Source organism: Paenibacillus polymyxa M1, from assembly GCF_000237325.1.
Classification (GTDB): Bacteria; Bacillota; Bacilli; order Paenibacillales; family Paenibacillaceae; genus Paenibacillus; species Paenibacillus polymyxa_C.
On sequence record NC_017542.1, the window covers coordinates 1,937,220 to 1,960,585 of the forward strand.

General features: G+C 45.0%; 24 protein-coding genes and 1 pseudogene. 21 read left to right on the forward strand and 4 right to left on the reverse strand.

The features are described from left to right. The first annotated feature begins 45 nt into the window (after nucleotides 1-45). The 3 genes and pseudogenes from PPM_RS08745 to PPM_RS28435 all read left to right on the forward strand — a co-directional run. Nucleotides 46-1,197, forward strand: a complete 1,152-nt coding sequence (locus PPM_RS08745; RefSeq protein ID WP_013370443.1) for a sn-glycerol-1-phosphate dehydrogenase — start codon at nucleotides 46-48, stop codon at nucleotides 1,195-1,197. A 190-nt stretch (nucleotides 1,198-1,387) separates the two neighbouring features. Further along, nucleotides 1,388-2,494 carry a GntR family transcriptional regulator gene (locus PPM_RS08750; protein ID WP_013370444.1) on the forward strand — a complete coding sequence of 369 codons (1,107 nt, stop codon included), beginning with the start codon at nucleotides 1,388-1,390 and terminating at the stop codon, nucleotides 2,492-2,494. Between the two features lie 272 nt (nucleotides 2,495-2,766). Next, nucleotides 2,767-3,019, forward strand: a pseudogene (locus PPM_RS28435) (Ribulokinase); the annotation flags it as partial. Nucleotides 3,020-3,221: 202 nt separating this feature from the next. Here the strand turns inward: PPM_RS28435 and PPM_RS08760 are convergent. Continuing rightward, nucleotides 3,222-3,806, reverse strand: coding sequence for a helix-turn-helix domain-containing protein (locus PPM_RS08760; RefSeq protein WP_013370447.1), 585 nt, complete (start codon nucleotides 3,804-3,806; stop codon nucleotides 3,222-3,224). A 988-nt stretch (nucleotides 3,807-4,794) separates the two neighbouring features. On the opposite strand from PPM_RS08760, the gene PPM_RS08770 reads away from it, so the two are divergent. The 14 genes from PPM_RS08770 (at nucleotide 4,795) to PPM_RS08840 (ending at nucleotide 13,948) form a co-directional block, all read left to right on the forward strand. Beyond that, nucleotides 4,795-5,106 (forward strand): hypothetical protein, encoded by a 312-nt coding sequence (locus tag PPM_RS08770; RefSeq protein ID WP_025677012.1) that lies wholly within the window; start codon nucleotides 4,795-4,797, stop codon nucleotides 5,104-5,106. A gap of 494 nt (nucleotides 5,107-5,600) precedes the next feature. Further along, entirely contained in the window at nucleotides 5,601-5,753 is a 153-nt protein-coding gene (locus tag PPM_RS08775) for a hypothetical protein (RefSeq protein ID WP_228392895.1), read from the forward strand. 656 nt (nucleotides 5,754-6,409) lie between these two features. Beyond that, the gene (locus PPM_RS08785) at nucleotides 6,410-7,546 is read left to right on the forward strand and encodes a polysaccharide deacetylase (protein ID WP_013370453.1); all 1,137 of its coding nucleotides are present in this window, start codon (nucleotides 6,410-6,412) and stop codon (nucleotides 7,544-7,546) included. A 189-nt stretch (nucleotides 7,547-7,735) separates the two neighbouring features. Continuing rightward, nucleotides 7,736-8,161, forward strand: a complete 426-nt coding sequence (locus tag PPM_RS08790; RefSeq protein WP_013370454.1) for a phage holin family protein — start codon at nucleotides 7,736-7,738, stop codon at nucleotides 8,159-8,161. Between the two features lie 81 nt (nucleotides 8,162-8,242). Next, on the forward strand, nucleotides 8,243-8,530 hold the full coding sequence (locus PPM_RS08795; RefSeq protein WP_013309679.1) for a Dabb family protein: 288 nt from the start codon (nucleotides 8,243-8,245) through the stop codon (nucleotides 8,528-8,530). 24 nt (nucleotides 8,531-8,554) lie between these two features. Beyond that, nucleotides 8,555-8,995, forward strand: coding sequence for a DUF86 domain-containing protein (locus PPM_RS08800; protein ID WP_013370455.1), 441 nt, complete (start codon nucleotides 8,555-8,557; stop codon nucleotides 8,993-8,995). 8 nt (nucleotides 8,996-9,003) lie between these two features. Beyond that, nucleotides 9,004-9,651 carry a helix-turn-helix transcriptional regulator gene (locus PPM_RS08805; RefSeq protein WP_016819697.1) on the forward strand — a complete coding sequence of 216 codons (648 nt, stop codon included), beginning with the start codon at nucleotides 9,004-9,006 and terminating at the stop codon, nucleotides 9,649-9,651. 95 nt (nucleotides 9,652-9,746) lie between these two features. Then, nucleotides 9,747-10,070 carry a YtxH domain-containing protein gene (locus PPM_RS08810; protein WP_013370457.1) on the forward strand — a complete coding sequence of 108 codons (324 nt, stop codon included), beginning with the start codon at nucleotides 9,747-9,749 and terminating at the stop codon, nucleotides 10,068-10,070. 209 nt (nucleotides 10,071-10,279) lie between these two features. After that, nucleotides 10,280-11,089 (forward strand): glutamate racemase, encoded by an 810-nt coding sequence (racE, locus tag PPM_RS08815; RefSeq protein WP_013370458.1) that lies wholly within the window; start codon nucleotides 10,280-10,282, stop codon nucleotides 11,087-11,089. A 119-nt stretch (nucleotides 11,090-11,208) separates the two neighbouring features. After that, entirely contained in the window at nucleotides 11,209-12,429 is a 1,221-nt protein-coding gene (locus PPM_RS08820; protein ID WP_013370459.1) for a M14 family zinc carboxypeptidase, read from the forward strand. Between the two features lie 135 nt (nucleotides 12,430-12,564). Then, the gene (locus tag PPM_RS08825; protein ID WP_014599629.1) at nucleotides 12,565-12,837 is read left to right on the forward strand and encodes a hypothetical protein; all 273 of its coding nucleotides are present in this window, start codon (nucleotides 12,565-12,567) and stop codon (nucleotides 12,835-12,837) included. A 200-nt stretch (nucleotides 12,838-13,037) separates the two neighbouring features. Further along, nucleotides 13,038-13,340 (forward strand): heme biosynthesis protein HemY, encoded by a 303-nt coding sequence (locus tag PPM_RS08830; protein ID WP_013370462.1) that lies wholly within the window; start codon nucleotides 13,038-13,040, stop codon nucleotides 13,338-13,340. Nucleotides 13,341-13,363: 23 nt separating this feature from the next. Continuing rightward, a complete protein-coding gene (locus PPM_RS08835) occupies nucleotides 13,364-13,585 on the forward strand; it encodes a DUF1450 domain-containing protein (RefSeq protein WP_013370463.1) in 222 nt (73 codons plus the stop codon). A gap of 93 nt (nucleotides 13,586-13,678) precedes the next feature. Next, nucleotides 13,679-13,948: a hypothetical protein gene (locus tag PPM_RS08840; RefSeq protein ID WP_013370464.1), complete on the forward strand. Its 270-nt coding sequence runs from the start codon at nucleotides 13,679-13,681 to the stop codon at nucleotides 13,946-13,948. 126 nt (nucleotides 13,949-14,074) lie between these two features. On the opposite strand, the gene PPM_RS08845 is transcribed toward PPM_RS08840, so the two are convergent. Together PPM_RS08845 and PPM_RS08850 are read right to left on the reverse strand one after the other, a co-directional pair. Further along, nucleotides 14,075-16,057, reverse strand: a complete 1,983-nt coding sequence (locus tag PPM_RS08845) for an LTA synthase family protein (RefSeq protein WP_013370465.1) — start codon at nucleotides 16,055-16,057, stop codon at nucleotides 14,075-14,077. Between the two features lie 187 nt (nucleotides 16,058-16,244). Beyond that, complete coding sequence (locus PPM_RS08850; protein WP_013370466.1) at nucleotides 16,245-17,405, reverse strand: THUMP domain-containing class I SAM-dependent RNA methyltransferase; 1,161 nt, start codon at nucleotides 17,403-17,405, stop codon at nucleotides 16,245-16,247. A gap of 156 nt (nucleotides 17,406-17,561) precedes the next feature. On the opposite strand from PPM_RS08850, the gene PPM_RS08855 reads away from it, so the two are divergent. Beyond that, nucleotides 17,562-18,206, forward strand: coding sequence for an O-methyltransferase (locus tag PPM_RS08855; RefSeq protein WP_013370467.1), 645 nt, complete (start codon nucleotides 17,562-17,564; stop codon nucleotides 18,204-18,206). 104 nt (nucleotides 18,207-18,310) lie between these two features. On the opposite strand, the gene PPM_RS08860 is transcribed toward PPM_RS08855, so the two are convergent. Next, complete coding sequence (locus PPM_RS08860; protein ID WP_013370468.1) at nucleotides 18,311-19,531, reverse strand: MFS transporter; 1,221 nt, start codon at nucleotides 19,529-19,531, stop codon at nucleotides 18,311-18,313. Nucleotides 19,532-19,762: 231 nt separating this feature from the next. On the opposite strand from PPM_RS08860, the gene hemE reads away from it, so the two are divergent. From hemE to hemY, 3 genes are read left to right on the forward strand one after another with little or no spacing between them, the layout of a single operon-like run. Next, on the forward strand, nucleotides 19,763-20,818 hold the full coding sequence (gene hemE, locus PPM_RS08865; protein ID WP_013370469.1) for a uroporphyrinogen decarboxylase: 1,056 nt from the start codon (nucleotides 19,763-19,765) through the stop codon (nucleotides 20,816-20,818). A 22-nt stretch (nucleotides 20,819-20,840) separates the two neighbouring features. After that, nucleotides 20,841-21,782: a ferrochelatase gene (gene hemH, locus PPM_RS08870; protein ID WP_013370470.1), complete on the forward strand. Its 942-nt coding sequence runs from the start codon at nucleotides 20,841-20,843 to the stop codon at nucleotides 21,780-21,782. A 7-nt stretch (nucleotides 21,783-21,789) separates the two neighbouring features. Next, nucleotides 21,790-23,235 carry a protoporphyrinogen oxidase gene (gene hemY, locus PPM_RS08875; protein ID WP_013370471.1) on the forward strand — a complete coding sequence of 482 codons (1,446 nt, stop codon included), beginning with the start codon at nucleotides 21,790-21,792 and terminating at the stop codon, nucleotides 23,233-23,235. Nucleotides 23,236-23,366: the final 131 nt, after the last annotated feature.

The window sequence follows — 23,366 nt, forward strand, 5'->3', positions numbered from 1 at the left end:
GGATCATTCTTGTACAAATTATTCCTTTTTCAGGAGGCTGATGAAATGAATATGAATGAGCAAATCAAGCTGTGGAACGAAGAGGCGCAGGCTAGTAATGCTGATCATCCTCACCGAAAGGTTGAATTGTTTATTGAGGTACGGGATGGAGCACTTGAATCCATTGCTTCTTATTTAATTCAACAGAATTATCGGCATGTCACTCTGGTAGAGGATGAGCATACTTCAGCGGCAGCAGGGAAAAAAGTAGCTGAATTCATCCGTGAAGCAGGTTTGACAGTTGATGTAGTCCGGCTGCCTCCGAATGCGGTAGGGGATGTTATTGCTGATGAAACTTATATTATGAAGGTTCTGCTGGGTGTAGCGGATCAAAGTCAGGCTGTACTTGCTGTAGGGTCCGGTACAATTCACGATCTGGTTCGCTTTGTATGCTATAAAATGAATCGACCGTTCTTGTCAGTCCCAACGGCTGCCTCCGTAGATGGTTTTACCTCCGCCGGTGCCCCATTAATTGTGGATGGAAGCAAGCAGACGTTCCAAGCCGTCCCGCCAGAGGCGATCTTCGCTGACTTGTCCGTACTGGAGAGTGCCCCTCAAACGATGACTGCTGCGGGTTTTGGCGATATGCTCGGTAAGTTTACCTCATTAGTAGACTGGCATGTGTCCAGAGATTTGGGAAACGAGCCGTATTCACCTGTGGCTAACCGAATTACCGAGGAGGCTTTACGTGCCTGTGTAGAGCATGTTGATGAGATTGCGGCAGGCAGCAAGACAGGTGTCGAGGTGTTGATGAATGCGCTTATTGCATCCGGTATTTCGATGTTGATGATTGATCATTCCCGCCCTGCATCAGGTGGAGAGCATCATATTTCTCACCGAATTGAGATGGATTTTATTGCAGAGGGGCGCAAGCAAGTTTTGCATGGTGCCAAAGTGGGCGTTGCCTCTGCTTTACTGTCTGATATGTACAGGGAATTGGCTGCCAATCAGGATGTGGAGGCTTTTAAAGTATATCGGACTTTGCCTACATCGGAACAGATGCGTGCATGGCTAGCTCAGGTTGGAGGTCCGTCTACCATTGCCGATCTGGGGGTTACGCAGGAACAGCTTGATCGTGCTTTGCGTACGGCACATACTTTGCGTGATCGCTATACCGGACTCAAGTATATGAATGAACACCAGTTGCTCCGTTCGTAATGTGTGTTACACCTACACCAGAGTCCTTTAGATACTCAATCTAAGCATGGGAAGGGATTTGTGAATGGCTTTACGCCTCCAGCAGCTATACAACGATATCCTGCTCCTGTAACATTTGTATGTACAAATGTACGATATGCTATAATCGGAATACGAATAGGTACATGATATGGCAAGTACGGAGGAAATTATGGCGCCCAAATATATACAAGTTAAACAGGAAATTTTATCATGGATTCATTCATCCAAACTGGAGCCGCAAAGCCAGCTTCCTTCTGAACATGAAATGTCTGAACAATTTGCAGTTAGTCGGCAAACGGTTCGTCAGGCGCTGGGTGAACTGGTACAGGAAGGTTGGCTGTTTCGCATACAGGGCAAGGGAACCTTTGTCGCAACACGGGAACATAAGCAACCCGAAGATCCACGGACAATTGGAGTCGTTACAACCTATATATCGGATTATATTTTTCCATCCATTGTACAGGGAATTGAATCTAAGCTAAGCCGGCAGGGCTACAAGCTACTGCTATCAAGCACAGGTAATGACCCTGAACAAGAACGTCAGTGCTTGGAAATGCTGCTGAGTCAACCACTGAGTGGAATTATTATTGAGCCGACCAAAAGCGGGGAACGTAATCCCAATTTGAACTATTATTTAACCGTGGAAAATCGCCAAATCCCTTATTTAATGATCAATGCGCGTTATGAGGAGATGGACGCACCTTGTCTGCGTTTGGATGATGAGAAGGGTGGTTTTTTGGCAGCAGAGCATTTGATCAAGCTGGGGCATCGGCGATTGGCTGGTTTTTTCAAAACCGATGATATGCAAGGAATTCTGCGGATGAAGGGATTTGTAGCTGCTCACCGTAAATATGGAGTGACCTTACATCCGAACGCAGTAACGACGTACCGGACTGAAGAAAAAAATGAGCTTCCGTTACAACGCGCATCGCAGCTGCTGGCGATGGAGGCAGGGGAACGTCCGACCGGATGGGTGACCTATAATGATGAACTGGCGGTGCGGCTACTGGATATTGTACGTTCGGCGGACCTGAGCATTCCCCAAGATCTATCGCTGGTTGGGTTTGATGATTCATTTTTGGCGACAGCCACGGAAATCAAACTTACAACCATTCGGCACCCCAAGGAAGAATTGGGGTTACGTGCCGCCGATACCATGCTATCGATGATTAAAGAGAAGGGGTATCGTGAAGAAGATCGTCAGTGGATTATACCTCCAGAGTTGATTGTACGCGAATCCACGGGACCAGCTCAGGCAATGTCTGGAGGATTTTGAAATGGGGCTATCAATCGTTTGGGTTCAACGCTGAATTTTGAATGGCATGCTACTCGCCATACCGAACAGCCTGTTTTCTGGATTGCAGAAAATGGGATGTTTTTTCTATACATTTTCGAAAATGTATACATAAAACTATCAAAAAATACATAAAAAAGCTGGTTGAGTTGTACGTACAAGTGTGTGATGAGAGTGGTAACAGAAATGAAAGTAAGAAGAGTGACCTAAATATATTAGGAACATTAAATCAGGACGTTTGGGAGGACAGACTGGCAGCCGTGGCTGCAGGAGCTGGAGCTGGAGGGTACGACAATATCGTCGAAGCAGCACGCCATATGGCACGTGTACGGGACGAGAGCTTCAAACACATCCCCCGAGAACGCTGCCGTCTATAATAAGCTCTATGAGGAATACAGCCGTCTTCACGACTACTTTGGATGTGGGGGCAACCCAGGTATGAAAAAGCTGAAGGCTATCAAGGCAGAAGCTGGACGTTCAACTGAAGCGGCAAGCACTCATTCCTAAGAAGTATACAAATTATAAGCAAGAAGCATTTAAATTTTGCAATCTAAAAAGCACAGTACACCGAGGAATCGGCAGACTGTGCTTTTTTGCTTTTATATTCTGTGAATTACATGATGTGAAAGCCTTATGCATGAAAGATGGTAATGCGTTCCTTTCAAAGACTTTCATGAAAAATTCAACCGTTTCGTTTTAAAGGACATTGTTACTTTTTCAGCATGGCATCAGCAAACAAAATGGATTTTGGAATACGGAAAAACTGTTCCGCCTGATCCTGGAAGGTTTGTGAAGGAACGGTACCCTGATGCAACCATTTCCGAAATGTACCCGGGTGAACGCCAATCCAATGACTGACATCGGTCACCGAAATATCATGTACCATGCACAAACCCGCCAAAATCCGGTTTTTAACCGGAGAACGAGTTACAGTCCGTTTCATAAAACGGGACGGCGATGGTTGACAAATAAGCGGTGAACGCCGGACAACCTCTTCATTAAATAGAATATGGTGTGGATAACCAAGTGTGTTACACGTCTTTTCCAGATTAGTGTTGCCGGGAATACGACCTTCATATACCCACGCGCTGACGCTGCGAGAGGAGATGGAAAGCTCCTCGGCAAGTTGGGACAGTTTAATGTCATTAGCCATCAAAACGGCAAGCAGAACGCGATTGCGTACTTGACAGCGTGTTGGTTTGCGAAAACGTTTGACACGCACGCCTTTTCCCAAATATTTGCGATTGATCAGAGACCACGCCTGAATGGAATGTTTGTCTTGTTGTTTAGGCATATACCCTCCGATTTTTTTAAACACATACTACTATACCCGAAGGGGGCTTTGCAAGTGACTCCTATCCTGATTTTCTTTTAATCCCATGGGCTTAACCGGTTTATGGAAAATAAGGTCCATTTGGCCTATAAAAATGGAAGTTTAAGGTGTCGATATATTAAAATGTGACATTTTTTATGGAAATGGAGGTAATATGTTCTTCTCTTACGATTGTGAGGATGTCAGAGAGAAAAGTGGGTTTTTGCGCTATATGGTTAAGGTAATGGTATGGAGAATGTAATTGCTTTACAGCAGGTACGAAGGTTAGAACAGATGAAAGAGAGAAGAATATTGAAGACATTCAAGTCAGAGATATGGTTCTTTCAAAAAAATGAGGAGACTGATGAGGTAGAAGTAGCATATAAAGAAGTTACGGTTATGTTCAAATACGAGATAAATGAGATTTATCAAGTCCATGTGGGCGGTCAAGTTATTGAATCTACCTATAGCCATCTCCTTTGGGTATAGGGCAAAGGATGGACGCTTGTTAAAGATTTCAAGGTTGGAGACTTGCTTGTTCAGAGTGCCGGGAATGCACTTTAGAAAGACAATATTGAATTGTTGCACAAGCAGGCAACGGTTTATAACATGACAGTCGATAGTTCCAAACGTACTTCGTAAGCGACCTTAGTATAGGTGCGTGTGAATACACCAGTATTAAGAGTAAAGAAATTAACAACGTATAATAAACTTTCTAAAAAATATACAAGAAAAAGCGGATGCAGCTTTTAAGCAATTCAAGGAGAATCCGGAGCATCCAAGTCTGAATTTCGAGCACCTAAATCCCCAAATGGTAGAAAGTATGTGTCTCCCTGATCGAAGGTTCTTATTGGGCTTATGGAATAATTCGAGAAAACGGTGTAATTGAGTGACTTGGAATAAACAACCACGACTACAAGGCCGTCATTAAGGAATTAAAGGCTGCTTTTTGAGTGTAAGGAGGAGTCTTATGGGATGGAAACATATTGTTCTAGAGGCAAGTTGTTTCTATGAAGACAATGAAGAGAATCATGGTTCAAAATGCTGTAAGGGAAATATAGGTGTTCACTGTTTAACTTACAACCAAGATGGTCATCAAATTTGTCCCAATTTGGTTTTCGGTAAAAGTAGGACATCGGTTATTGCAACCGATAAAGATGGTAATGCTGTGGATTCTTCTACGTTTTGGACGGACGAAAAATTAAGTCCTGAAGAATGGGTGAGAAGAGAAGAAGAATGGCTAGACGAGAAGAGAAGGCTAATGAATATGGATGGTAAGTAATGGGATTCAATAAAAAGCTTGGATAAGAGAAAGACCTTGAGAGTATACCATTTCAAGGTCTTTACTTTTACCCCCACCCAGTGTCGAATGAATTGGGCGGCTAAGTCCAAACGAATTTAACTCTCATGACTCCCGTAGCCTGTACACTATACTAGATAGTTTCGTGTTATGGTCTTTTTTATTATTACTTCTTGACTGATAATAAATCTATGATCCTGACCAAATATTCCAATGCAATTTCAATATATTGACCCTAGGACAGGTAAAACTACATCGGATCACTATTATTTCGGATGAATAGGATGATGAATTTGGAAATAAATCTTAAACGGCCTTATGGTGTGATTAAGCATAATATGTCAACGGAGAATATTGCTGACTTGATAAGGTTATTCATTGAAAAGGATTAAATTGTATTATTTTCCTTTTACGAAAGGAACATGAATTTATTTGATGTGAATACACAGAATTTTATCTCAGAGAGATGTGTTTTTGTGAATTCCGAGTGGGTGTTGCCATGGAAGGAATCTATACCTCATTGGAATGAACCGAATCAGACACCGCCGAAAATAATGTGGTTTTCAGTGATGCAAAAAGAAGATATTATTAAAACAATTGAAATTGATCATTTATTAGATGTATTGTGATTAAAAAAAATTCAGATTTTAAACAATATTTCAATGTTTTATTTCATCAGGAATATTATTTTTCCGTTGATGAGGAAGACTATGAATATTATTTAGGTTTTACAAATAAGGATTTGTTTCTTGCTAATTATCTGGATAAAGTTAAAAAGAGGTTTGAGGTATCATTAATAGAATAGGCAACTGGAGAGACTTTGGGGGCGACAATCCTCAGGGTCTTTCTTTATATCTATCAATACCTAGTACCTTGTAAACGGGTTAAATGATACTCCTCTATGACATTCCATAGTTTATTAGATACCTAGAATATTTAGTCAGATACCAGAGTTCTATCCCCAAGTACCTTACCTTCATATTTCTTCAGGTAGTCTCTAGTTCTATCAAAATTTATTCACAACTTTGTAACTTATTTGGTAAGATGGATTGCGAGATTGTTTTCAAATTGTTTTACTATATTTACCTACTATAGTCTGGTAATCTATTAATATGTATAGGGGGCCAAAAGACGTCCGGTTCAGTCGGTTGAGATGCGTTTATGTTCTTTATGTTGAGTGAATGTCTATATTGCCATGTCTATATCGTCATGTCTGTATAACTTCATAGACAAGCTAGAGATAGCTCCCGCACATTATAAAATACAGCACAGGATGGTGTAATGAATGAAGCTTTTAAAAGTAAAATGGATGGCTGTATGCTTGATGGCAATCTGTTGTTTGGGTTTGCTAGGTATACATACGAATACAGCGAGTGCACAAGCGCAGGCTCCTTTACTTGGGGTCAATGATGTTTTGCTAGATTCGAATACGATTAAGCCTGTAATGGAAAATGATAAGTTGTATGTCCCTATCGTGACATTGGGGCAAAAGATGGGCATTTCTACTTCTGCCAATGGAAATACATTGGTGCTGACTGGACATAATCGCAGCTTTACGCTGGATTTGAACAAAGGGGATGTGTTTGAGCGGGGAGGACGTACGATGGTGCCAATTCGTACTTTGACCGATGCGTTCGGCTTCACTATTACGATTCCTACGAGTAATTTGTATCGAATTCAGAATGCAAACGCTAGTTTGTCTGATGCTCAGTTCTTGAATACATTCGCGGCAGAAATTAAACAGTACGCAGCTGTCAAGCCAGACAAAGCCAGCAATACAGGCGATACGGGAAATGCCAAGCCTTCCAGCCGCACCATTTATTTGAGCTTCGATGATGGTCCTACAGCGCATACGTCGCAGCTGCTGGATATTCTGGACAAATATAATGCCAAGGCTACGTTCTTCATGCTAGGGCCTGAAATTCGCCAACATAGCGCAGTGATGAAGAGAATGGTAGACGCAGGGCATGGCTTGGGCCTCCATGGGATGACGCATCAGGTGAAAAAGATCTATGCATCCCCGGCAGCAGCACTGGCAGAGATGAATCAGGATAATGAGATTTTATTTAAGGCAACAGGGAAACGCACTTCTTTGATTCGTACACCTTATGGTAGCAAACCATATTTGAAGAAAGCATACCGTGATCAACTGACGGGTGCAGGCTATCATATTTGGGACTGGAACATAGATTCGAATGATTGGCGTTATACTAAAAATCCGCAGCATTTTGTACAGACGGTCCTCAGTGATATTAAGAGACTGAAAAAGCAAGGCAGAACACCAGTCGTTCTTATGCATGATAAGCCTTCTACGATCAAGGTGCTTCCACAAATCATGGCGGCCTTGCAGAAAGAAGGATATTCGTTCGAGCCGTTGAATGATAACCTGACTCCGCTTAATTTTTGGAATGATCACCGTTAATAGAATAAACCTGAAAGAAAAGCAGGCTACCCTACTTCAATTTTTTTGAAAGAGGGTAGCCTGTTTTTTTATTTTGCAGCTCGTTTTATATGAATCTATGAATTGATATCTATGCACAGGTCATATGACTTTACGGGTAACCACGTCGCTGCATATATTACAATAACCGCCCCGAGAGGAGGAGCAGGTATGAATATTAATCCGAGTATGTTTAGTATGATTTGTGCCACCGCAGGAGCGATTATTACGTTTGCCTTTGGCGGCTGGAATCAGCTTATGGTGCTATTCACGGTTGCCATGGCTGTTGATTATGTAACTGGAGTCGCCGCCGCCGTGAAGACTGGGCAAGGTTTAAGCAGTAAAGCTGGCTTTTGGGGGTTGGCGAGAAAGGCTTTAATGCTCATGGTGATTTCTTTGGCGCATCATGTGGATCTCCTGATGGGTACGGAAATCATGAAAGGGGCGGCAACGTATTTTTATTTATCCAACGAATTGATCTCAATTACGGAAAACTGTTCACGAATGGGTCTGCCGCTTCCACCGAAGCTTAAGAATTTTTTTGCCCTATTAAAGGACAAGGAGTCTGATGGTAAAAATGGTGGAAAAGATCGCTAAGATCACAAAGTTTCTTTCCGTATGTGGGGCGTTATGATAAAATTTTCAAGAGAACATTTTTAAGATAAGGAGCCTATACGCATGATTAAACATATTGTTTTGTTCAAATTGAAAGATCGCTCCCCTGAAAGCATTGAACATACGGCATCTATTTTGCGCAGCATGAATGGCAAGATCAAAGAGCTGCTGTCACTCGAAGTAGGTACGGATGTGATTCGTTCGGAACGCTCTTATGATATTTCTCTTACCGCTGTGGTTGAAACATTGGAAGACTTGCAAACGTATCAGGTACACCCTGTGCATCAGGAAATTATTGTACACATGAATGAAGTGAAGGATGTATCTATCGCAGTTGATTATGAAATCTAAAGCGGTTACTGGAGGTGCAGAACTTTGTATTATGTCAACCGGGAACAAATTGAGCTTCGACTAGGGGCTGTTCCCGACATTGTCGCCGGACTTCGCCAGACATCCGCCGCCTGGAACGGCGATCTGTTGCAGGGGCTAGTGCAGGAGCGCTGCCTTCATCTGGCCATTGAGACGGTAACGGACGTAGGAAGCTATATCATCGACGGTTTTATTATGCGTGACGCCAGTAGCTATGAGGACATTATCGGTATCATTCATGAGGAAGGTGTATTGGATGATACCGTATTTCATTCACTATTAGAGCTGGTAGCCTTACGTAAACCCTTAGTACAGGAGTATTTCCATTGGGACAGGACAAGCCTTCACCCACTTACACCTAAGCTGCCTGGGTTGCTGGAGCTTTTTGTATCTAACGTGCACGATTATTTAAATAAGGAATTGGGTCCTCAGCCCGAGGGAGTGTAAAGGCAAAAGTGACGGATAAGTATATCGTACCCGAAATGCCCACTAGGCGCATGATCTTGACACTGTTGAAAACCCAGGGACCTGTGGGCGTCGGAAGCTTGGCAGCTCAATTGGGCATTACCGAAATGGGGGTGCGCAGGCATCTCAAATTAATGGAGCAGGATGGCCTGATTGTGGCTACGATCCTGAGACAGGCGATGGGACGCCCAACGTTTTTGTACAGCCTGAGCGATCAGGGAAGCGAGCAGTTTCCTCGTAATTATGATCATCTATTACTGGAACTGTTAGAGGAACTGGATGAAGAGCAGGGAATGGAAGCTGTTCACTCGTTATTTGATGGTAGAAAACGTAAAATGATGAAGCGCTACGCCCCTCACATAGAGAGTGAGTCTACACTAGCTTCACGTGTGGAAAAGCTTTCGGGTATCCAGAACGCTTCAGGCTATATGGCAGAGTGGCGTGAGGAAGAGGATGGCAGTTACTCTATTATGGAATACAATTGTCCGATCTCTCAGATCGCCAATCGTTACCGCAAGGCTTGTGAATGCGAACAGCAAATGTTTGAGGAGCTGCTTGATGCCGAGGTTGTCCGTGAGGATTGTTTGGCGGATGGAGGTCGTTGCTGCTTGTATCGTATCCGCTCCAAAAATAAGTAGAAATTTCTGGCTTGTTCTCTGTATCATGACAGGCTCTCCATGCTTATAATGCATTAACAGATGGGCATTCGCCCGGGCATAAGGGAGAGATGAATATGAAAGAGAACTGCAAAAGCTTTATCCGTGGCGCGTTGGTAGGCAGCATTGCTGGTTCGGTTGCTGCGTTGTTATTTGCTCCTAAGTCAGGTCGCGAGCTGCGTCAGGATATTACAGACCAGGCACGTCACTTGAGTGATAAGGGACAGGAGCTTGCGGGGAAAATTTCAGATACTTCCATCGAGTATACTGACAAAATTAAGGAGACAGCTTCAGCCGTCATTCATGAATTAGGTCAATGGCGTAAAAAGAGTGATATTGCTTCAAAGGTTGGCATTTCATCCGTGCCTGTTCAAGGGAATACGAAAGAAGATGCTTTGTAACTGTCTGTATATCGTAGGTGAAACAACTGGCTATAGCTTGAGTTTGTGGCTTCTCCCGTTGGGGTGAAGCCTTTTTGTTGATCGCTTCCTCGTTTTAGGGTAATCTTTTGGGGTACCTTTTACGCTAATACGACATAAGTTATGTAGCAGCAGAAAGATTTCCAAGATGAAACAACTCATATTTAAACAAAAAAGGAAGCGGTGTGTACGTGCAGCAAGCGATTGCAATATTGGATTCCGGTGTAGGAGGTTTGACGGTTGTTAAAGAAGTCATGCGTCAGCTTCCGCGGGAAAAAATCATTTATTTTGGAGACACTGCGCGCACCCCGTATGGTCCCCGACCATCGGAAGAGGTTAAAAAATTTACAGAGCAGATGGTTGATTTTCTGATTCAATTTAATCCGAAAGTCATTATTATTGCTTGTAACACAGCAACGGCTGCGGCATTGGAGTATATAAGCCAAAAGGTATCCATTCCGGTGATCGGAGTTATCCACCCTGGGGCTCGTGCTGCGATCAGTGCGACCGCTACCGGGTATGTCGGGGTGATCGGAACTGTCGGTACGATTCGAAGCGGAGCATATACAACTGCGCTCAAGCAGTTGTCTCCCTATGTAGACGTGGTGAGCCACGCTTGCCCTGCACTTGTGCCTTTGGTGGAACAAGGGTTGTTCCGCTCCAAGACAACATCGCAGGTTGTGGAGGAATCATTGAGACCTATTCAAACGTATCCGATTGATTGTCTGATTCTTGGTTGTACGCATTATCCTTTTTTGAGGGAAACGATTCAGGAAGTCATGGGTCCTGCGGTGAAGCTTATTAGCTCGGCAGATGAAACTGCACGAGAGACGAGTACCATTTTGTATAACAAGGGCAAGTTAGAGGCCGGGGACGAAACGCCGGTGCATCAGCTTTTTTGTTCCGGCGATCCAGAGTTGTTCCAGCGCATTGCCGCACAGTGGCTTGGGGAGCAGATTCGGCAAACGCCTGTTGTCTGGCAAGTCACCCATCTGGATTAACGAGACAACCAACTTTTTTGTCATTGGACAAAAGAAGTTGGTTGTTTTGCTTTTCGCTACATCAAGACACGCAGCGTCTGCATAACATGCAGTAAGGCAGATGGAAGGGGCGTAGTAAGATGAGGGAATATATCGTTCAAAAAGGAGATACATTGCACCGGGTCGCCTCGGCTTTTAAACTATCCGCGGATACTTTGATCGCAGATAATCCGTGGGCCGCCACGCAACCCTATCTGATTTGTGGTCAATTGCTATATATTCGTCCGTCTACGGATCGTAAATACGTTATTCAGCCTGGGGAGAATGCAAGTCAGATTGCCAAACAGTTCGGTGTAGAGCTTGATGAGCTGCGGCTCGCTAATTCGAGGCTTGCGGAGCATGATTTTGTGGAAGGAAAGATAATTATTATTCCTGATGACCATCAGGATCAAATTGTACGGTTACGTGGAGAGTACAGTTATGAAGATTTAAAGGAAGACCTGGAGGCATTGACCCACAAATATCCGTTTATTGAAGTTGGCAGCATTGGCACCAGTGTCATGGGGAAGGATATCCCTTATATACGGATTGGGCAGGGAACGAGGAAAATTCATGCCAACGCTTCTGTACATGCTAACGAATGGCTGACGACGCCTTGTTTGCTGCGTTTTATAGAACAATATGCACAAGGGATTAATGGGTCTGGAGAACTTGCTGGGAATTCTCAATGGGTGTATGCGGGCTCTCCGATGAAATTAATGGAACATACATCCTTATGGGTGGTACCGATGGTCAATCCGGATGGAGTAGAACTGGTGCAACAGGGTATACTCCCCACTCATCCGCTGTATCATGAACTCAGAAAGTGGAATGAAGGACGTGCTGATTACCGCGGCTGGAAGGCCAATATTCGCGGTGTCGACCTCAACGATCAGTTTCCGGCGTATTGGGAGGAGGAGGTGCGCAGACGCGGTAAAACAGGTCCGTCTCGACGAGACTACGCAGGACCTGCACCTTTGTCTGAGCCAGAGTCCAAGGCCCTTGCGGATTTAACGGAGCGCGAACAGTTCGACATGGTATTATCCATACACAGCCAAGGACAGGAAATCTATTGGAATTATCGGGATCTGGAGCCTAAGGAGAGCCGAGATTGGGCATTACAGATGGCTGCTGCAACAGGGTATCGGGCGGTAAAGCTGGGGGGAAGCGATGCAGGGTATAAGGATTGGTTTATACAACGGTTTGGTAAACCGGGATTTACCGTTGAAGTCGGTCTAGGCGTAAATCCGCTGCCTATGCGGGATTATGATGATATTGCAGCAGAAGTAGGCATGTTAATGGCGACGGTGCTGTCATGGTAACAGATCGGACCTGCTGAAACGTATTGATTCATTTGCGCGTATTAGGAGGAGCACGTTTTTACAAGTGTTCCTCTTTACATGTCCCTTCAATAGGGTATATATACTTAGGAGCATTGGAAATGGAGTGAACAACCTATGAAGTGGAAAAGACTACTATCTCTCCGTCAGTGGTTACATGTATTTCGTCGTATCCCCCGATTGATTACCTCTTCGAGGATTCCATTGGGTGAAAAATTACTTTTTGCGGTGCCTGTATTGCTCTATTGGATACTACCTGATGTCATGCCATTTATGCCCATCGACGATATTGGTGTGACGTTATTGCTTATGAATTGGTTCGTCACCCGTGCTGAACGAAAATATCCCGATATGCTTGAAAAACAGCACGTACGTGTCCGTCAGATGTAAGCTTATGATTTTCGTGATTGCGATTTTTTACGATTTTCTTTACAATAGGAATATTGCCTTGTGCTATGCTGCACAACTTCTTTTTATCAAGGAGAGGGCTAATTATTGGAATTGTTGATTTTATCCGCTAGGTTGTGTGGTGTGGATATGTATCCATTGAACCACATTTCATTTAATGAATATGAAGGAGATGAAGTTTAATGAACTGCAAAATTACTCGTAATGCAGCTAAAGTATTGAAGCTTGAACTGGATAAGGAAGAGAACCAAGGGAAGAGCCTGCGTGTTGTTATTACTCATGCTCATGGAGATCATGCTCATTACGGGCTCGATTTGGACACGCCTAAGGAAACAGATACTGTTGTATCTACAGATAAAGGCATCGATGTAATTTTGGAAAGCGGTCAGCCGTTGCTGGATGGTGTAAAAATTGATTACTTGTACTTCCCCGAAGAAGGATTTGTTATTACTAACCCTTCCCAAGGTAATCACGGCGACCACTAAGCCGGAGCTCGGAGGGATGACAGATGGCTAATGATATTCGCGTATGTGATGAGTGCAATCATATCCGCTTAAAAACGATCTTGCCTAAGTTGAAAAAGATGGCACCCGATGCGGAGATCAAAATCGGTTGCAAATCGTATTGCGGTCCTTGTGGAAAACGGGCGTTTGTGTATGTGAACGGACGTTATGTGAGTGCGGCCACAGAGGATGAAGTATTAGAGAAGGCTGCACGCTTTATAAAATAGTTCGAGTGCGCATCGTTGGCACCTTTTGAATAGTTCCCCTCCTTCTGATCCATGCTAATGAATGTAGACCATGCCCAGAAGGAGGAGTAACTCATGGCCCAATATGATTCCAATCTCGACAATCACAGTGTCGAAGCTCAAACACAAAACTCGGTGGACAAGCTCCACAATGCCGTGTCTCAGGCATTGTCACATCCGGCTGAACAGCTGATTGAGCAAGCGGAGCAATCTCGCACTCATGCGGAGCATGCTATACAGCAGGCAAAGGATAGCCTTGGTGACGATGCAGTAGAAGTTGCTGAGGAAATGCTTGGTGAAGAGGTACAGCGTCTTGATCAGGCTAAAAAAACGTTGCGTTCCTGAGTATTTGTTAATGGTAACAAGCGCAGTCAAATGACTGTCAACACAAAAATCCCGATCCACAGCCCTAACAAGCGATGGATCGGGATTTTTGTTATATATCAGGTAGTTATGCAATCGATATCCTTGTTACTTCTTTGCTTCAGTCTCCCATTCGCGAATAAGATCGTATGTGATGACCTGATCGGATATCTTTAATCGATTGAGAGCCTCAGTATAGCCTGGTCCGCAGGCATTCACATCTGTAGGTTGACCTGTACTCAGATTGTAACAAGTTCCATTGGAGAATGTACCGTCCTCAGATGGAATGTAGTACACTCGTCCATCCGTGAAAGCGCCAGTACGCAGCACAACCATACGAGGTTTTCCACTAAACAGATCGTTACCCATAAAATGATATGGTTTTGTAGAAATCCCAAGTAGATGCATTACGGAAGGCGTTAGATCCAGCTGTCCTGCCGGTTCTGTATACGTGCCTGCCTGGCTTCCGTCAGGAAGATGCACAAGTAATGGCACCTGATTCATGATTTTCTGCATGTCCAGATCTGTAAGAGGCTTGCCTAAAAACTTTTCATACAGTGCTTTGTCTTTAATGGAATTGTCGTGATCCCCGTAGAACATCAGGATCGTATTATCCCACAATCCGTCTTTTTTCATCTGATCTACCAATTCACCCAAAGCCTCATCCACATAATGGACGGATTTTAGGTAGTCTCCGAACATCGTACCTTCAAACTCGCCAACATCCAAATCTACAGCGTCAGGTGACAGGTTGTACGGATGATGGCTCGAAATACCGACCATATAGGCGTAGAACGGTTGCTTAACTTCGGTTGTGAGATCGTTGAGCGTTTGTCTAAAAAAGGATTTGTCTCCCAGGGACCAGCCCAGAGGCTCATCTATTTTAAAATCCTTTTTACTGTAGAACTTGTCGTAGTTCATCGCCTTATACATCGTGTAACGGTTCCAGAAGCTGCTGTCGTACACGTGAAACGCATTAGGACTATAACCTGTATCCTTCAAGATGGAAGGCAACGTATCGAATTTATGGTCCGCATAACGGATAAATACAGAACCCGTAGGGAGCGGATGCAGCGAAGCGTGGGTAGAGAAGTCCGCGTCCGAAGTACGACCCTGCGCAGTTTGATGGAAATAATTATTAAAATACATGCTTTCCTTCGTCAGTTTGTCAAAGTTAGGCGTAATTGCTTGACCGTTGATCTGTTTGCCGATAAAAAAGTTCATGAAAGCTTCAGCTTGGATGACCATCACATTTTTGCCCTTATACTTGCCGTATAGGTCATTTTTTACCTGAAGTAACTTCTGGTGTTGATTGAACCATTCCTTATCCTTATCAGATTCCACCTGAGCCAATGTAGGCTGGGGCCCAAGATGATCCTGACCGTAGCGGTAGATATCATATCCATGAAATCCGATCAATCCGGTTACGTTGTACAAGGCCATTGACCACCAGTTGCCGACAAATATGCCGGTTGCCCAAGTGGAGGTATATATTTTGATCGGTCCAAATGTCAAAACATAGCCAATCAGGAAAGCCAATGCCCCCTTGGAGAAGCGAAGCAGAAATCTTTTAGTGAAAGAGCTTCGTGATGCTTCTAAGTAATGATCATTCGTTGTAAACCGACGCCGTAAGGAAGCTACGAATATGACATACGGAATGAATAAAATCCAGTCTGCAAAAAAGAAAATATCCCACCAGTACATAAGAGATGCGATACTTCCACCCAGAGAATCAACTTGTCCAGCTTGAAGCAAAACGGGAATCGTAATGAAATCCTGGAAATACCGATAATAAACCATGTCGGAATAAATGAGCGCGGTGAGCAATATATCGAGCACCACAAGAGCAATCAAACGTCCGCGACGTGGCAGCCACAAGGTCCAAAAGCTTACAAGCAACAGGGAACCAATAGCAATGACATAATCCAGCGGGTTCATGTCAATATTTTGGGCATGCAGGTTATAGTGAATCAGTACAAGCTTGCCAATCATAAGTACAAAAAACAGAACTAAACCGAAATATTGAGACAGCAGCAGTCTGCTGAACATGTTACCAGTGCGTCTTGCACTGGTCGTGCGAATAACCAACACTTTACCCCCTCCGGCAGAAATGTTCGGCTAGTATAAACTACACATTAACGTAATGTTAAAACCGAAATGCCTTTAATTATTATAGCGCTCATCCTGCGCATTTCAATGATTAAGTAAAGAAAATACAGCACAAATGAGGCCAGGACAACGAACAAAGGGTTCGTTTCCTGGCCTATAGCTCGAACATTTAGGACTGCAACGGTGAAGTATCTTTGCGGCGCGGAGGCAGAGGACCCAGATACTGATAGTATTGGCATTCAATTCGGCCGTTAAACAGCTTACGGCGCTTATCGGCTTTGCGGCCCCAATAATGCTCAAATTGCTTGGTGGAGCTGATGGCAAAGAAGGACCAAGTCTTCATTTCGGCTGCCGTGCGTGCAAGTGTACGGATCAGCTTTTCCACCTCGGCTTGCTCGCTCAGTCTTTCGCCGTAAGGTGGATTTGTAATCATCACACCATACTGGCCCTCAAGTCTAACCTTGCTGGCAGGCAGCACCTTTAGTGAGATGTCTTTAGCAAAGCCTGCTGCCTTTACAGCTGCTTCAGCAACTTGTATAGCGCTAGGGTCGATATCGCTACCTGCAATCTCAAAAGGAATGTCATCACGAGTCAGATCCATCGCCTCGTCGCGAGCCTGATTCCATAATTCTCTGCCAATGACAGGCCAGTCTTCCGAGTTAAAGGTACGTCTCAGGCCTGGAGCAATGTTCCAGGCTTGCATAGCAGCTTCGACCAATAAAGTACCGGAACCGCAACATGGGTCATAGAATGGTCGATCCGGGCTCCACCGACTAAGCTGAATAAGAGCGGAAGCCATTGTTTCTTTGAGAGGCGCCTCTGTAACAAGCTTGCGGTAGCCTCGTTTGTGCAGTCCTGGACCAGTTGTGTCCAGCGTTATCAGCGCACGGTCATTCAATAGGATGACCTCAATGACGTAACGAGGACCATCTTCAGCAAACCAGTCTGTATGGTAGGTTTCCTTAAGCTTTTCTACAATCGCCTTCTTGACGATTCCTTGACTGGCTGGTACGCTACTAAGCTGTGATTTGTGTGAACGTCCCTCTACGGGAAATTCACCATCTACAGGAATCCAATCCTGCCAAGGCAATGCTTTGGTACCCTCAAACAGCTCGTCGAAGGTAGTTGCAGCAAATTCGCCCATTTTAATAAGAACGCGGTCAGATGTGCGAAGCCACAGGTTGCATCGGCATATATCCTTATAATCTCCGGAAAAAACGACGCGGCCATTCTCGACGGTCAGATCCGTGTACCCCAGTTCTCTGAGTTCTCGGGCCACAACGGCTTCCAGTCCCATCGGCGCAGTTGCAATTAGTTGCAGTTGAGTCATTAAACGTATTCACTCCGTCTCATAATCATGTAAGCTTGGTTCAATCCCTATAGTATAGGTCATTGTACTCGAAGAGACAAATCGTTAAGGCAAATAATTTACGAAGGACACCGCGTCCAACCTGCGTTATGATAAAGCAAGAAGGAGAGATGAAACGTGGAAATCACACCCAATATGACACCTGAACAATATGTAGACCAGCTGGTACAGGAGGATGAAGCGCTGCGCAGCATTAGGGAGGCTATTGTTAAAGAAGGGATGCCGGAGGTATCGGTTGCTCATCCCTATGGAAAGCTGTTGACCTTTCTCGTTGAAGTCTCTGGTGCACAGCAGGTACTGGAGATCGGAGCATTAGGAGGATACAGTGGATTATGCCTGGCCCGTGGGCTGGGAGAGAAAGGTCGCATCGTGTCCCTGGAGCTGAAAGAAGCGTACGCTGCGTTGGCTCATCAACATATGAAAAACAATGGCTACGGTGATCGTGTCGAGTATCGTATTGGACCCGCAGCGGACAGCCTGAAGAAGCTTCAGGAAGAAGGAAAGACTTTTGACTTTTTTTTCATTGATGCGGATAAGGAAAATTACCCAGTGTATCTGGAGTATGCGATTGCACTGGCCAATCCAGGCGCTATAATTGCCGGAGATAACTGTTTTCTTCGGGGACGCACACTGAACACCGACAAGAACGGACCTGCCGTACAGGCCGTGAGACGTTTTAACGAAACGATAGCAACGGATCCACGGCTAGTCAGTACGCTTTTGCCGGCTTATGATGGATTGGCGTTGGCACGAGTGAAGTAACGGGCGTCCCTTGAATGTAGCTATACCAAAAAGAACCTCCTTATCCACAGTGTGGAGCGGAGGTTCTTGTCTGTTAAGGCAGGCTGTCCTACCCGAAGGTTGTCTTACCTGAAATGAGGCGTAGCCTTACGATCAAAAAGCTTCATACGTACCCAGATTATATTGACAATCAGCAACACACCAGACATGATGAACAGTCCCTCGATGCCGATAAATCCGGAAAGCACTCCGCCAATGACCGCACCCAGCATATTCCCGAGCGCCAGTGAACTGGTATTGAATCCGAAAGAGCGGCTTTCCATTCCTTCCGGTGTATAGGTGCGAATCAGCGCATTTACGCTTGGTAGCAGACCGCCCATAAACACACCCATGAAAAAACGGATAATGACAAGCTGCCATACTTCATTGACAAAAGCTTGCGGAATGAGCATAATCGCCGTTCCGAGTAGTGCAATGGTCAAGATCTTGTGTGCTCCTATTTTGTCACTTAATCGTCCAAGGAGCGGTGCGGCTACCATATTCGATACGCCTGTAATAGCGGTAACGAACCCGGCAACCAGTGCAATTCCTTCTGCCGAGCCATATAGCTTTTGCACATACAAAGGTAGCAGAGAAACTGTACTGATCATGGCAAACTGGAGTAAGAATGTCACGGTGAACAAAGCCGGAAGCTGGGGCGTATGGCTTAGCTCCTTTAATCCGGCAAGAACCGAAATTTGTGGAATTCGCGCGGCCTCCGCTTTGCTGAAATTTTCTTTAACCAAAAACATTGCCATTAGAGAGGCTAGGAAAATAAGAGCTCCTGTAATGTAAAAGATCGGTCTGAACCCGACCCAGTCAGCCAAAAATCCGCCTAGCAAAGGGCCGAGAATTGTGCCAGCCATTTGACCGGACTGCATAATTCCCATAGCAAAGCCGGTTCGCTCTTTGGGAGTGGTACCCGACACTAGGGAAATAGAAGCCGGGTTGAAACCCGAAATTGTACCGTTTAGCAGGCGAAGCGCTAGCAGCTGCCATGGGTGGGTGACCAAACCCATACATCCGATGACCAGGGCCATGCCGAAGCCTGAGCGAAGCAGCATGACTTTACGTCCATATCGGTCGGCCAGCTTACCCCATAATGGCTGAAATATAAACGAGGTCAAAAAGTTAGCTGCAAAAATAACTCCTGCCCACAGTCCTATATCGTGCTCGCCCTTCACATGGAGGTCTTGAGCCAAATATAGGGCAAGGAACGGAGTAATCATTGTAATTCCCGCATTGACCAGAAACTGACCGAACCAAAGCACAATGAGATTGATTTTCCACGTCTCCCACGTTTTCAATGTGCTTTCACTTCCTTTCTGCCATTCTCATCCTGTTGTAAAGGTACTTATTCATGTATAACTTTCCCGGAGCTTTAAAAAAGCCATTTCTCTAGTATAGCACACTTCATTGAAACTTTATCCAAATGTCATGGGTTTGTCATGGTTTGTTTGAGAGCGGCGGTTGTTACGACTCTTGAAAAAGGGCATAATAAAATATAGTATTTATGATTCGAACTGGAGGCTGAAGTCATGACCTACAATGATACTTTTATCCGCGCTTGCCGCAAGCAAGCTGTGGATCATATTCCCGTATGGTACATGCGGCAGGCCGGAAGGTATGACCCTGAGTATCGCAAAATTAAGGAAAAATACACGCTGCTTGAAATTTGCCGCCAGCCCGAGTTGGCCGCAGAAGTAACGTTGATGCCCGTGCGCAAGCTTGGGGTGGACGCTGCAATTTTATATTCTGATATTATGAATCCGGTAGCCTCGCTAGGGGTTGATTTTGATATTGTCAAAAATATTGGCCCGGTTATTGATAATCCGCTCCGTACAGCTGCAGACGTAGACAACTTGCGTCCGATTGATGTAGAACGCGATTTGGGTCATATTTTGGAAACCATCCGTATTTTAGACCGTGAGTTGAACGTGCCATTGATCACGTTTGCTGGGGCGCCTTTTACTATTGCCAGCTATTTAATAGAAGGAAGACCCTCCAAGGGATATATTCGCACCAAAGCGATGATGTATGGAGAGCCTGAACTATGGCATCGTTTGATGGATAAGCTAGGGGATATGGTTATTACATACGTGCGGGCCCATATCGCTAACGGTGGTAAGGCTTTTCAATTGTTTGATAGCTGGGTAGGTGCACTCTCGCCTTATGATTTTCAAACTTTTGTGTTGCCGACCATTGTACGTATTTTCCATGAGTTATCTGATCTGAATGTGCCTAAAATTTATTTTCCGGGCGTAAGCTCTGGTGAATTGCTTCCGCATTTGAGCGGGGTAAAAGCCGATGTGATTGGACTGGACTGGCGGGTAAGTATACCTGAAGGCCGTCGTCGCTTGGGTAACAGTTTTGGAGTGCAGGGCAATTTGGACCCTTATGTGCTTACTGCGCCGATGAATGTGATTAAGCAGTATGCAAAAAAAATTGTAGATGAAGGCATTCTGGAGCCGGGCTATATTTTCAATCTCGGTCACGGCTTATTTCCTGAAGCCTCGCTAGATAAGCTAAGAGAGCTTACCGATTATGTACATGAGTATTCTCGCTCTGTTTTGTCAAAAAATGAACACAACTAGAAAAGATAAGAGGGATCTGCTAATGAAAACCAAAGTGGGTGTACTGGTCATGTCCTACGGGACGCCGGAGAGTCTGGACCAGGTTGAAGCGTATTATACACATATTCGCCGTGGTCATGCTCCCTCGCCGGAGCAGTTAAAAGAATTAAAAGATCGCTACGAAGCCATTGTGGGTGGCGTGTTTCCGTTGCGTCAGAATACAGATCGACAGGTCCACAACTTGCAGGAAACCTTAAATCAGGAAAATCGCAACCTGGACATAGAATTTGTCTGTTATCAGGGGCTCAAACACGCCAAGCCGTTTATTGAGGACGGTATCGAAGCGATGGTGCAAGATGGCATTCGTACGGCGGTGGGTGTCGTGCTGGCTCCGCATTATTCCGTTATGAGTGTAGGCTCTTATATCAAGCGTGCACAGGCTAAGGCACAGGAACTGGATCTGGCCATATCATTTGTGGAGAGCTATTATCTTCATCCCAAGCTGATCAAGACGCTGACTGAGCGTGTGAACGCAAAACTGGCGCTTTTTGAAGAAGCGGGAGCCAAGCGGGACGAGGTTCGTGTTCTGTTCAGTGCGCATAGCTTGCCTGAGCGGATTTTGGCTATGGGTGATCCATATGTGGAGCAGTTAATGGCTACTTCGCAGGCTGTTGCGGATAAGGCGGGAATTACCAACTGGCAGTTTACGTGGCAAAGTGCCGGCCGTACAGCTGAACCGTGGCTGGGACCAGATATTTTGGATACCATGCACAGTCTTAAGGAAGAGCAAGTGGAGTATGTGCTGGCTGCGCCAGTTGGCTTTGTTTCTGATCACTTAGAGGTGTTATACGACCTGGATATTGAAGCACAGGCTTTGGCGAAAGAATTGGATATGCGTTTTCAGCGTATTGATTCACTCAACAGTGACCCACTGTATATGGAGACGCTTAGTGATGTCATCATAGACCAATGGAAAAAGGGATGAGGACATAATGGAGCAAAAGTTACGTAATATTGTAATTGTAGGTGGAGGCTTGACCGGGCTTAGCACTGCTTTTTATACACGAAAAATGTACAAAGAAGCTGGCTACACACCTCGAATTACGCTGGTGGAGAAAGCTTCCGCGCTAGGCGGAAAAATTGAAACATTGCATAAAGATGGTTTTGTCATAGAAAAGGGGCCAGATTCCTTTCTGGCCCGTAAAACGGCTATGATAGATCTGGCAAAAGAGTTAGAGATGGATCATGAGCTGGTAAGCACGAACCCTGAAGCTAAAAAGACATATATTTTGCATGAAGGTCAGCTTCATCCGATGCCTCCTGGGCTTGTGCTGGGCATTCCAACAGAGCTAAAACCATTTTTACGCAGTGGCTTGATCTCTTTAGGTGGAAAAATGCGGGCTATGATGGATTTTGTCATTCCGCCTCGACGTGAACCGGGAGATGAGGCGCTGGGTGATTTTATTGAACGCCGACTGGGCAAAGAAGTGCTAGAGAATGTAACCGAGCCACTGCTGGCGGGAATCTATGCTGCCAACATGAAGACGCTAAGTTTGCAGGCAACTTTTCCACAGTTTGCAGAGGTGGAGCAGCAATACGGAAGCCTTATTCACGGGATGAGGACAGGTCGAAAACCAGCTGAAACACATACGGGTACGAAAAAAAGCGCCTTTTTGACCTTCCGTCAAGGCTTGCAAAGTTTGGTGCATGCGTTGCTGAATGATTTGTACGACTGTGATTTACGCACCGGAATTGCTGTTACAGAATTCACAAAGACAACGGAAACTAAAGGAAGTCCCTATTGCGTTATGTTGGACAATGGAGAGACGCTGGAGGCAGATGATATTTTTGTAACGACTCCCAATTTTGCTGCTGCGCCGCTATTGCGAGATCATGTAAATGTGTCTGCACTGGAAGCTGTTAATTACGTCTCCGTAGCGAACGTGGTCATGGCCTTTGATAAAACAGATATTGAGAACATCTTTGACGGCTCCGGTTTTCTGGTTCCTCGCAAAGAAGGACGTAGTGTCACAGCTTGTACTTGGACGTCCGCCAAGTGGCTACATACCAGCCCGGATGATAAGGTGCTGTTGCGTTGTTATGTAGGGCGAGCAGGAGCTGAAGAAACAGTAGACTTACCGGATAATGAGCTGATTGCGGTGGTACGTAAGGATTTGAAAGAGATGATGGGAGTTACAGCAACTCCGCTGTTCACGGAAATTACACGTCTTCGTAATTCCATGCCGCAATACCCGGTAGGGCACCCACAAGCTATAGCTAATCTGCGGGAAGAGCTACGCAGTGCGATGCCAGGGGTGTACGTTTTAGGCGCTGGCTATGATGCAATCGGTTTGCCGGACTGCATCCGTCAGGCTAAGGAATGGGCCTCCAAGGCTGTCCACACAGCACAACGGGAAGCCGTCAAGGTCCAGGTATAAATGTTCGATAATGAACCCTTCGCGATCCAGGCGAGGGGTTCTATTTATATAGAAATTTGATATATAATGGAGAAGGTGTAAAAGTCGCCAGCTAATAAGGAATGCATGTATATGGAATAGCATAGAAGGAG

Coding starts and splice junctions, on each gene's coding strand:
- PPM_RS08790 (WP_013370454.1), top strand. CDS start 7,736: ATGAATATTAATCCGAGTATGTTTAGTATGATTTGTGCCACCGCAGGA.
- PPM_RS08840 (WP_013370464.1), top strand. CDS start 13,679: ATGGCCCAATATGATTCCAATCTCGACAATCACAGTGTCGAAGCTCAA.
- PPM_RS08835 (WP_013370463.1), top strand. CDS start 13,364: ATGGCTAATGATATTCGCGTATGTGATGAGTGCAATCATATCCGCTTA.
- hemY (WP_013370471.1), top strand. CDS start 21,790: ATGGAGCAAAAGTTACGTAATATTGTAATTGTAGGTGGAGGCTTGACC.
- PPM_RS08745 (WP_013370443.1), top strand. CDS start 46: ATGAATATGAATGAGCAAATCAAGCTGTGGAACGAAGAGGCGCAGGCT.
- PPM_RS08795 (WP_013309679.1), top strand. CDS start 8,243: ATGATTAAACATATTGTTTTGTTCAAATTGAAAGATCGCTCCCCTGAA.
- hemE (WP_013370469.1), top strand. CDS start 19,763: ATGACCTACAATGATACTTTTATCCGCGCTTGCCGCAAGCAAGCTGTG.
- PPM_RS08770 (WP_025677012.1), top strand. CDS start 4,795: ATGGGATGGAAACATATTGTTCTAGAGGCAAGTTGTTTCTATGAAGAC.
- PPM_RS08810 (WP_013370457.1), top strand. CDS start 9,747: ATGAAAGAGAACTGCAAAAGCTTTATCCGTGGCGCGTTGGTAGGCAGC.
- PPM_RS08820 (WP_013370459.1), top strand. CDS start 11,209: ATGAGGGAATATATCGTTCAAAAAGGAGATACATTGCACCGGGTCGCC.
- PPM_RS08750 (WP_013370444.1), top strand. CDS start 1,388: ATGGCGCCCAAATATATACAAGTTAAACAGGAAATTTTATCATGGATT.
- PPM_RS08830 (WP_013370462.1), top strand. CDS start 13,038: ATGAACTGCAAAATTACTCGTAATGCAGCTAAAGTATTGAAGCTTGAA.
- PPM_RS08850 (WP_013370466.1), bottom strand. CDS start 17,405: ATGACTCAACTGCAACTAATTGCAACTGCGCCGATGGGACTGGAAGCC.
- PPM_RS08760 (WP_013370447.1), bottom strand. CDS start 3,806: ATGCCTAAACAACAAGACAAACATTCCATTCAGGCGTGGTCTCTGATC.
- PPM_RS08785 (WP_013370453.1), top strand. CDS start 6,410: ATGAAGCTTTTAAAAGTAAAATGGATGGCTGTATGCTTGATGGCAATC.
- hemH (WP_013370470.1), top strand. CDS start 20,841: ATGAAAACCAAAGTGGGTGTACTGGTCATGTCCTACGGGACGCCGGAG.
- PPM_RS08825 (WP_014599629.1), top strand. CDS start 12,565: ATGAAGTGGAAAAGACTACTATCTCTCCGTCAGTGGTTACATGTATTT.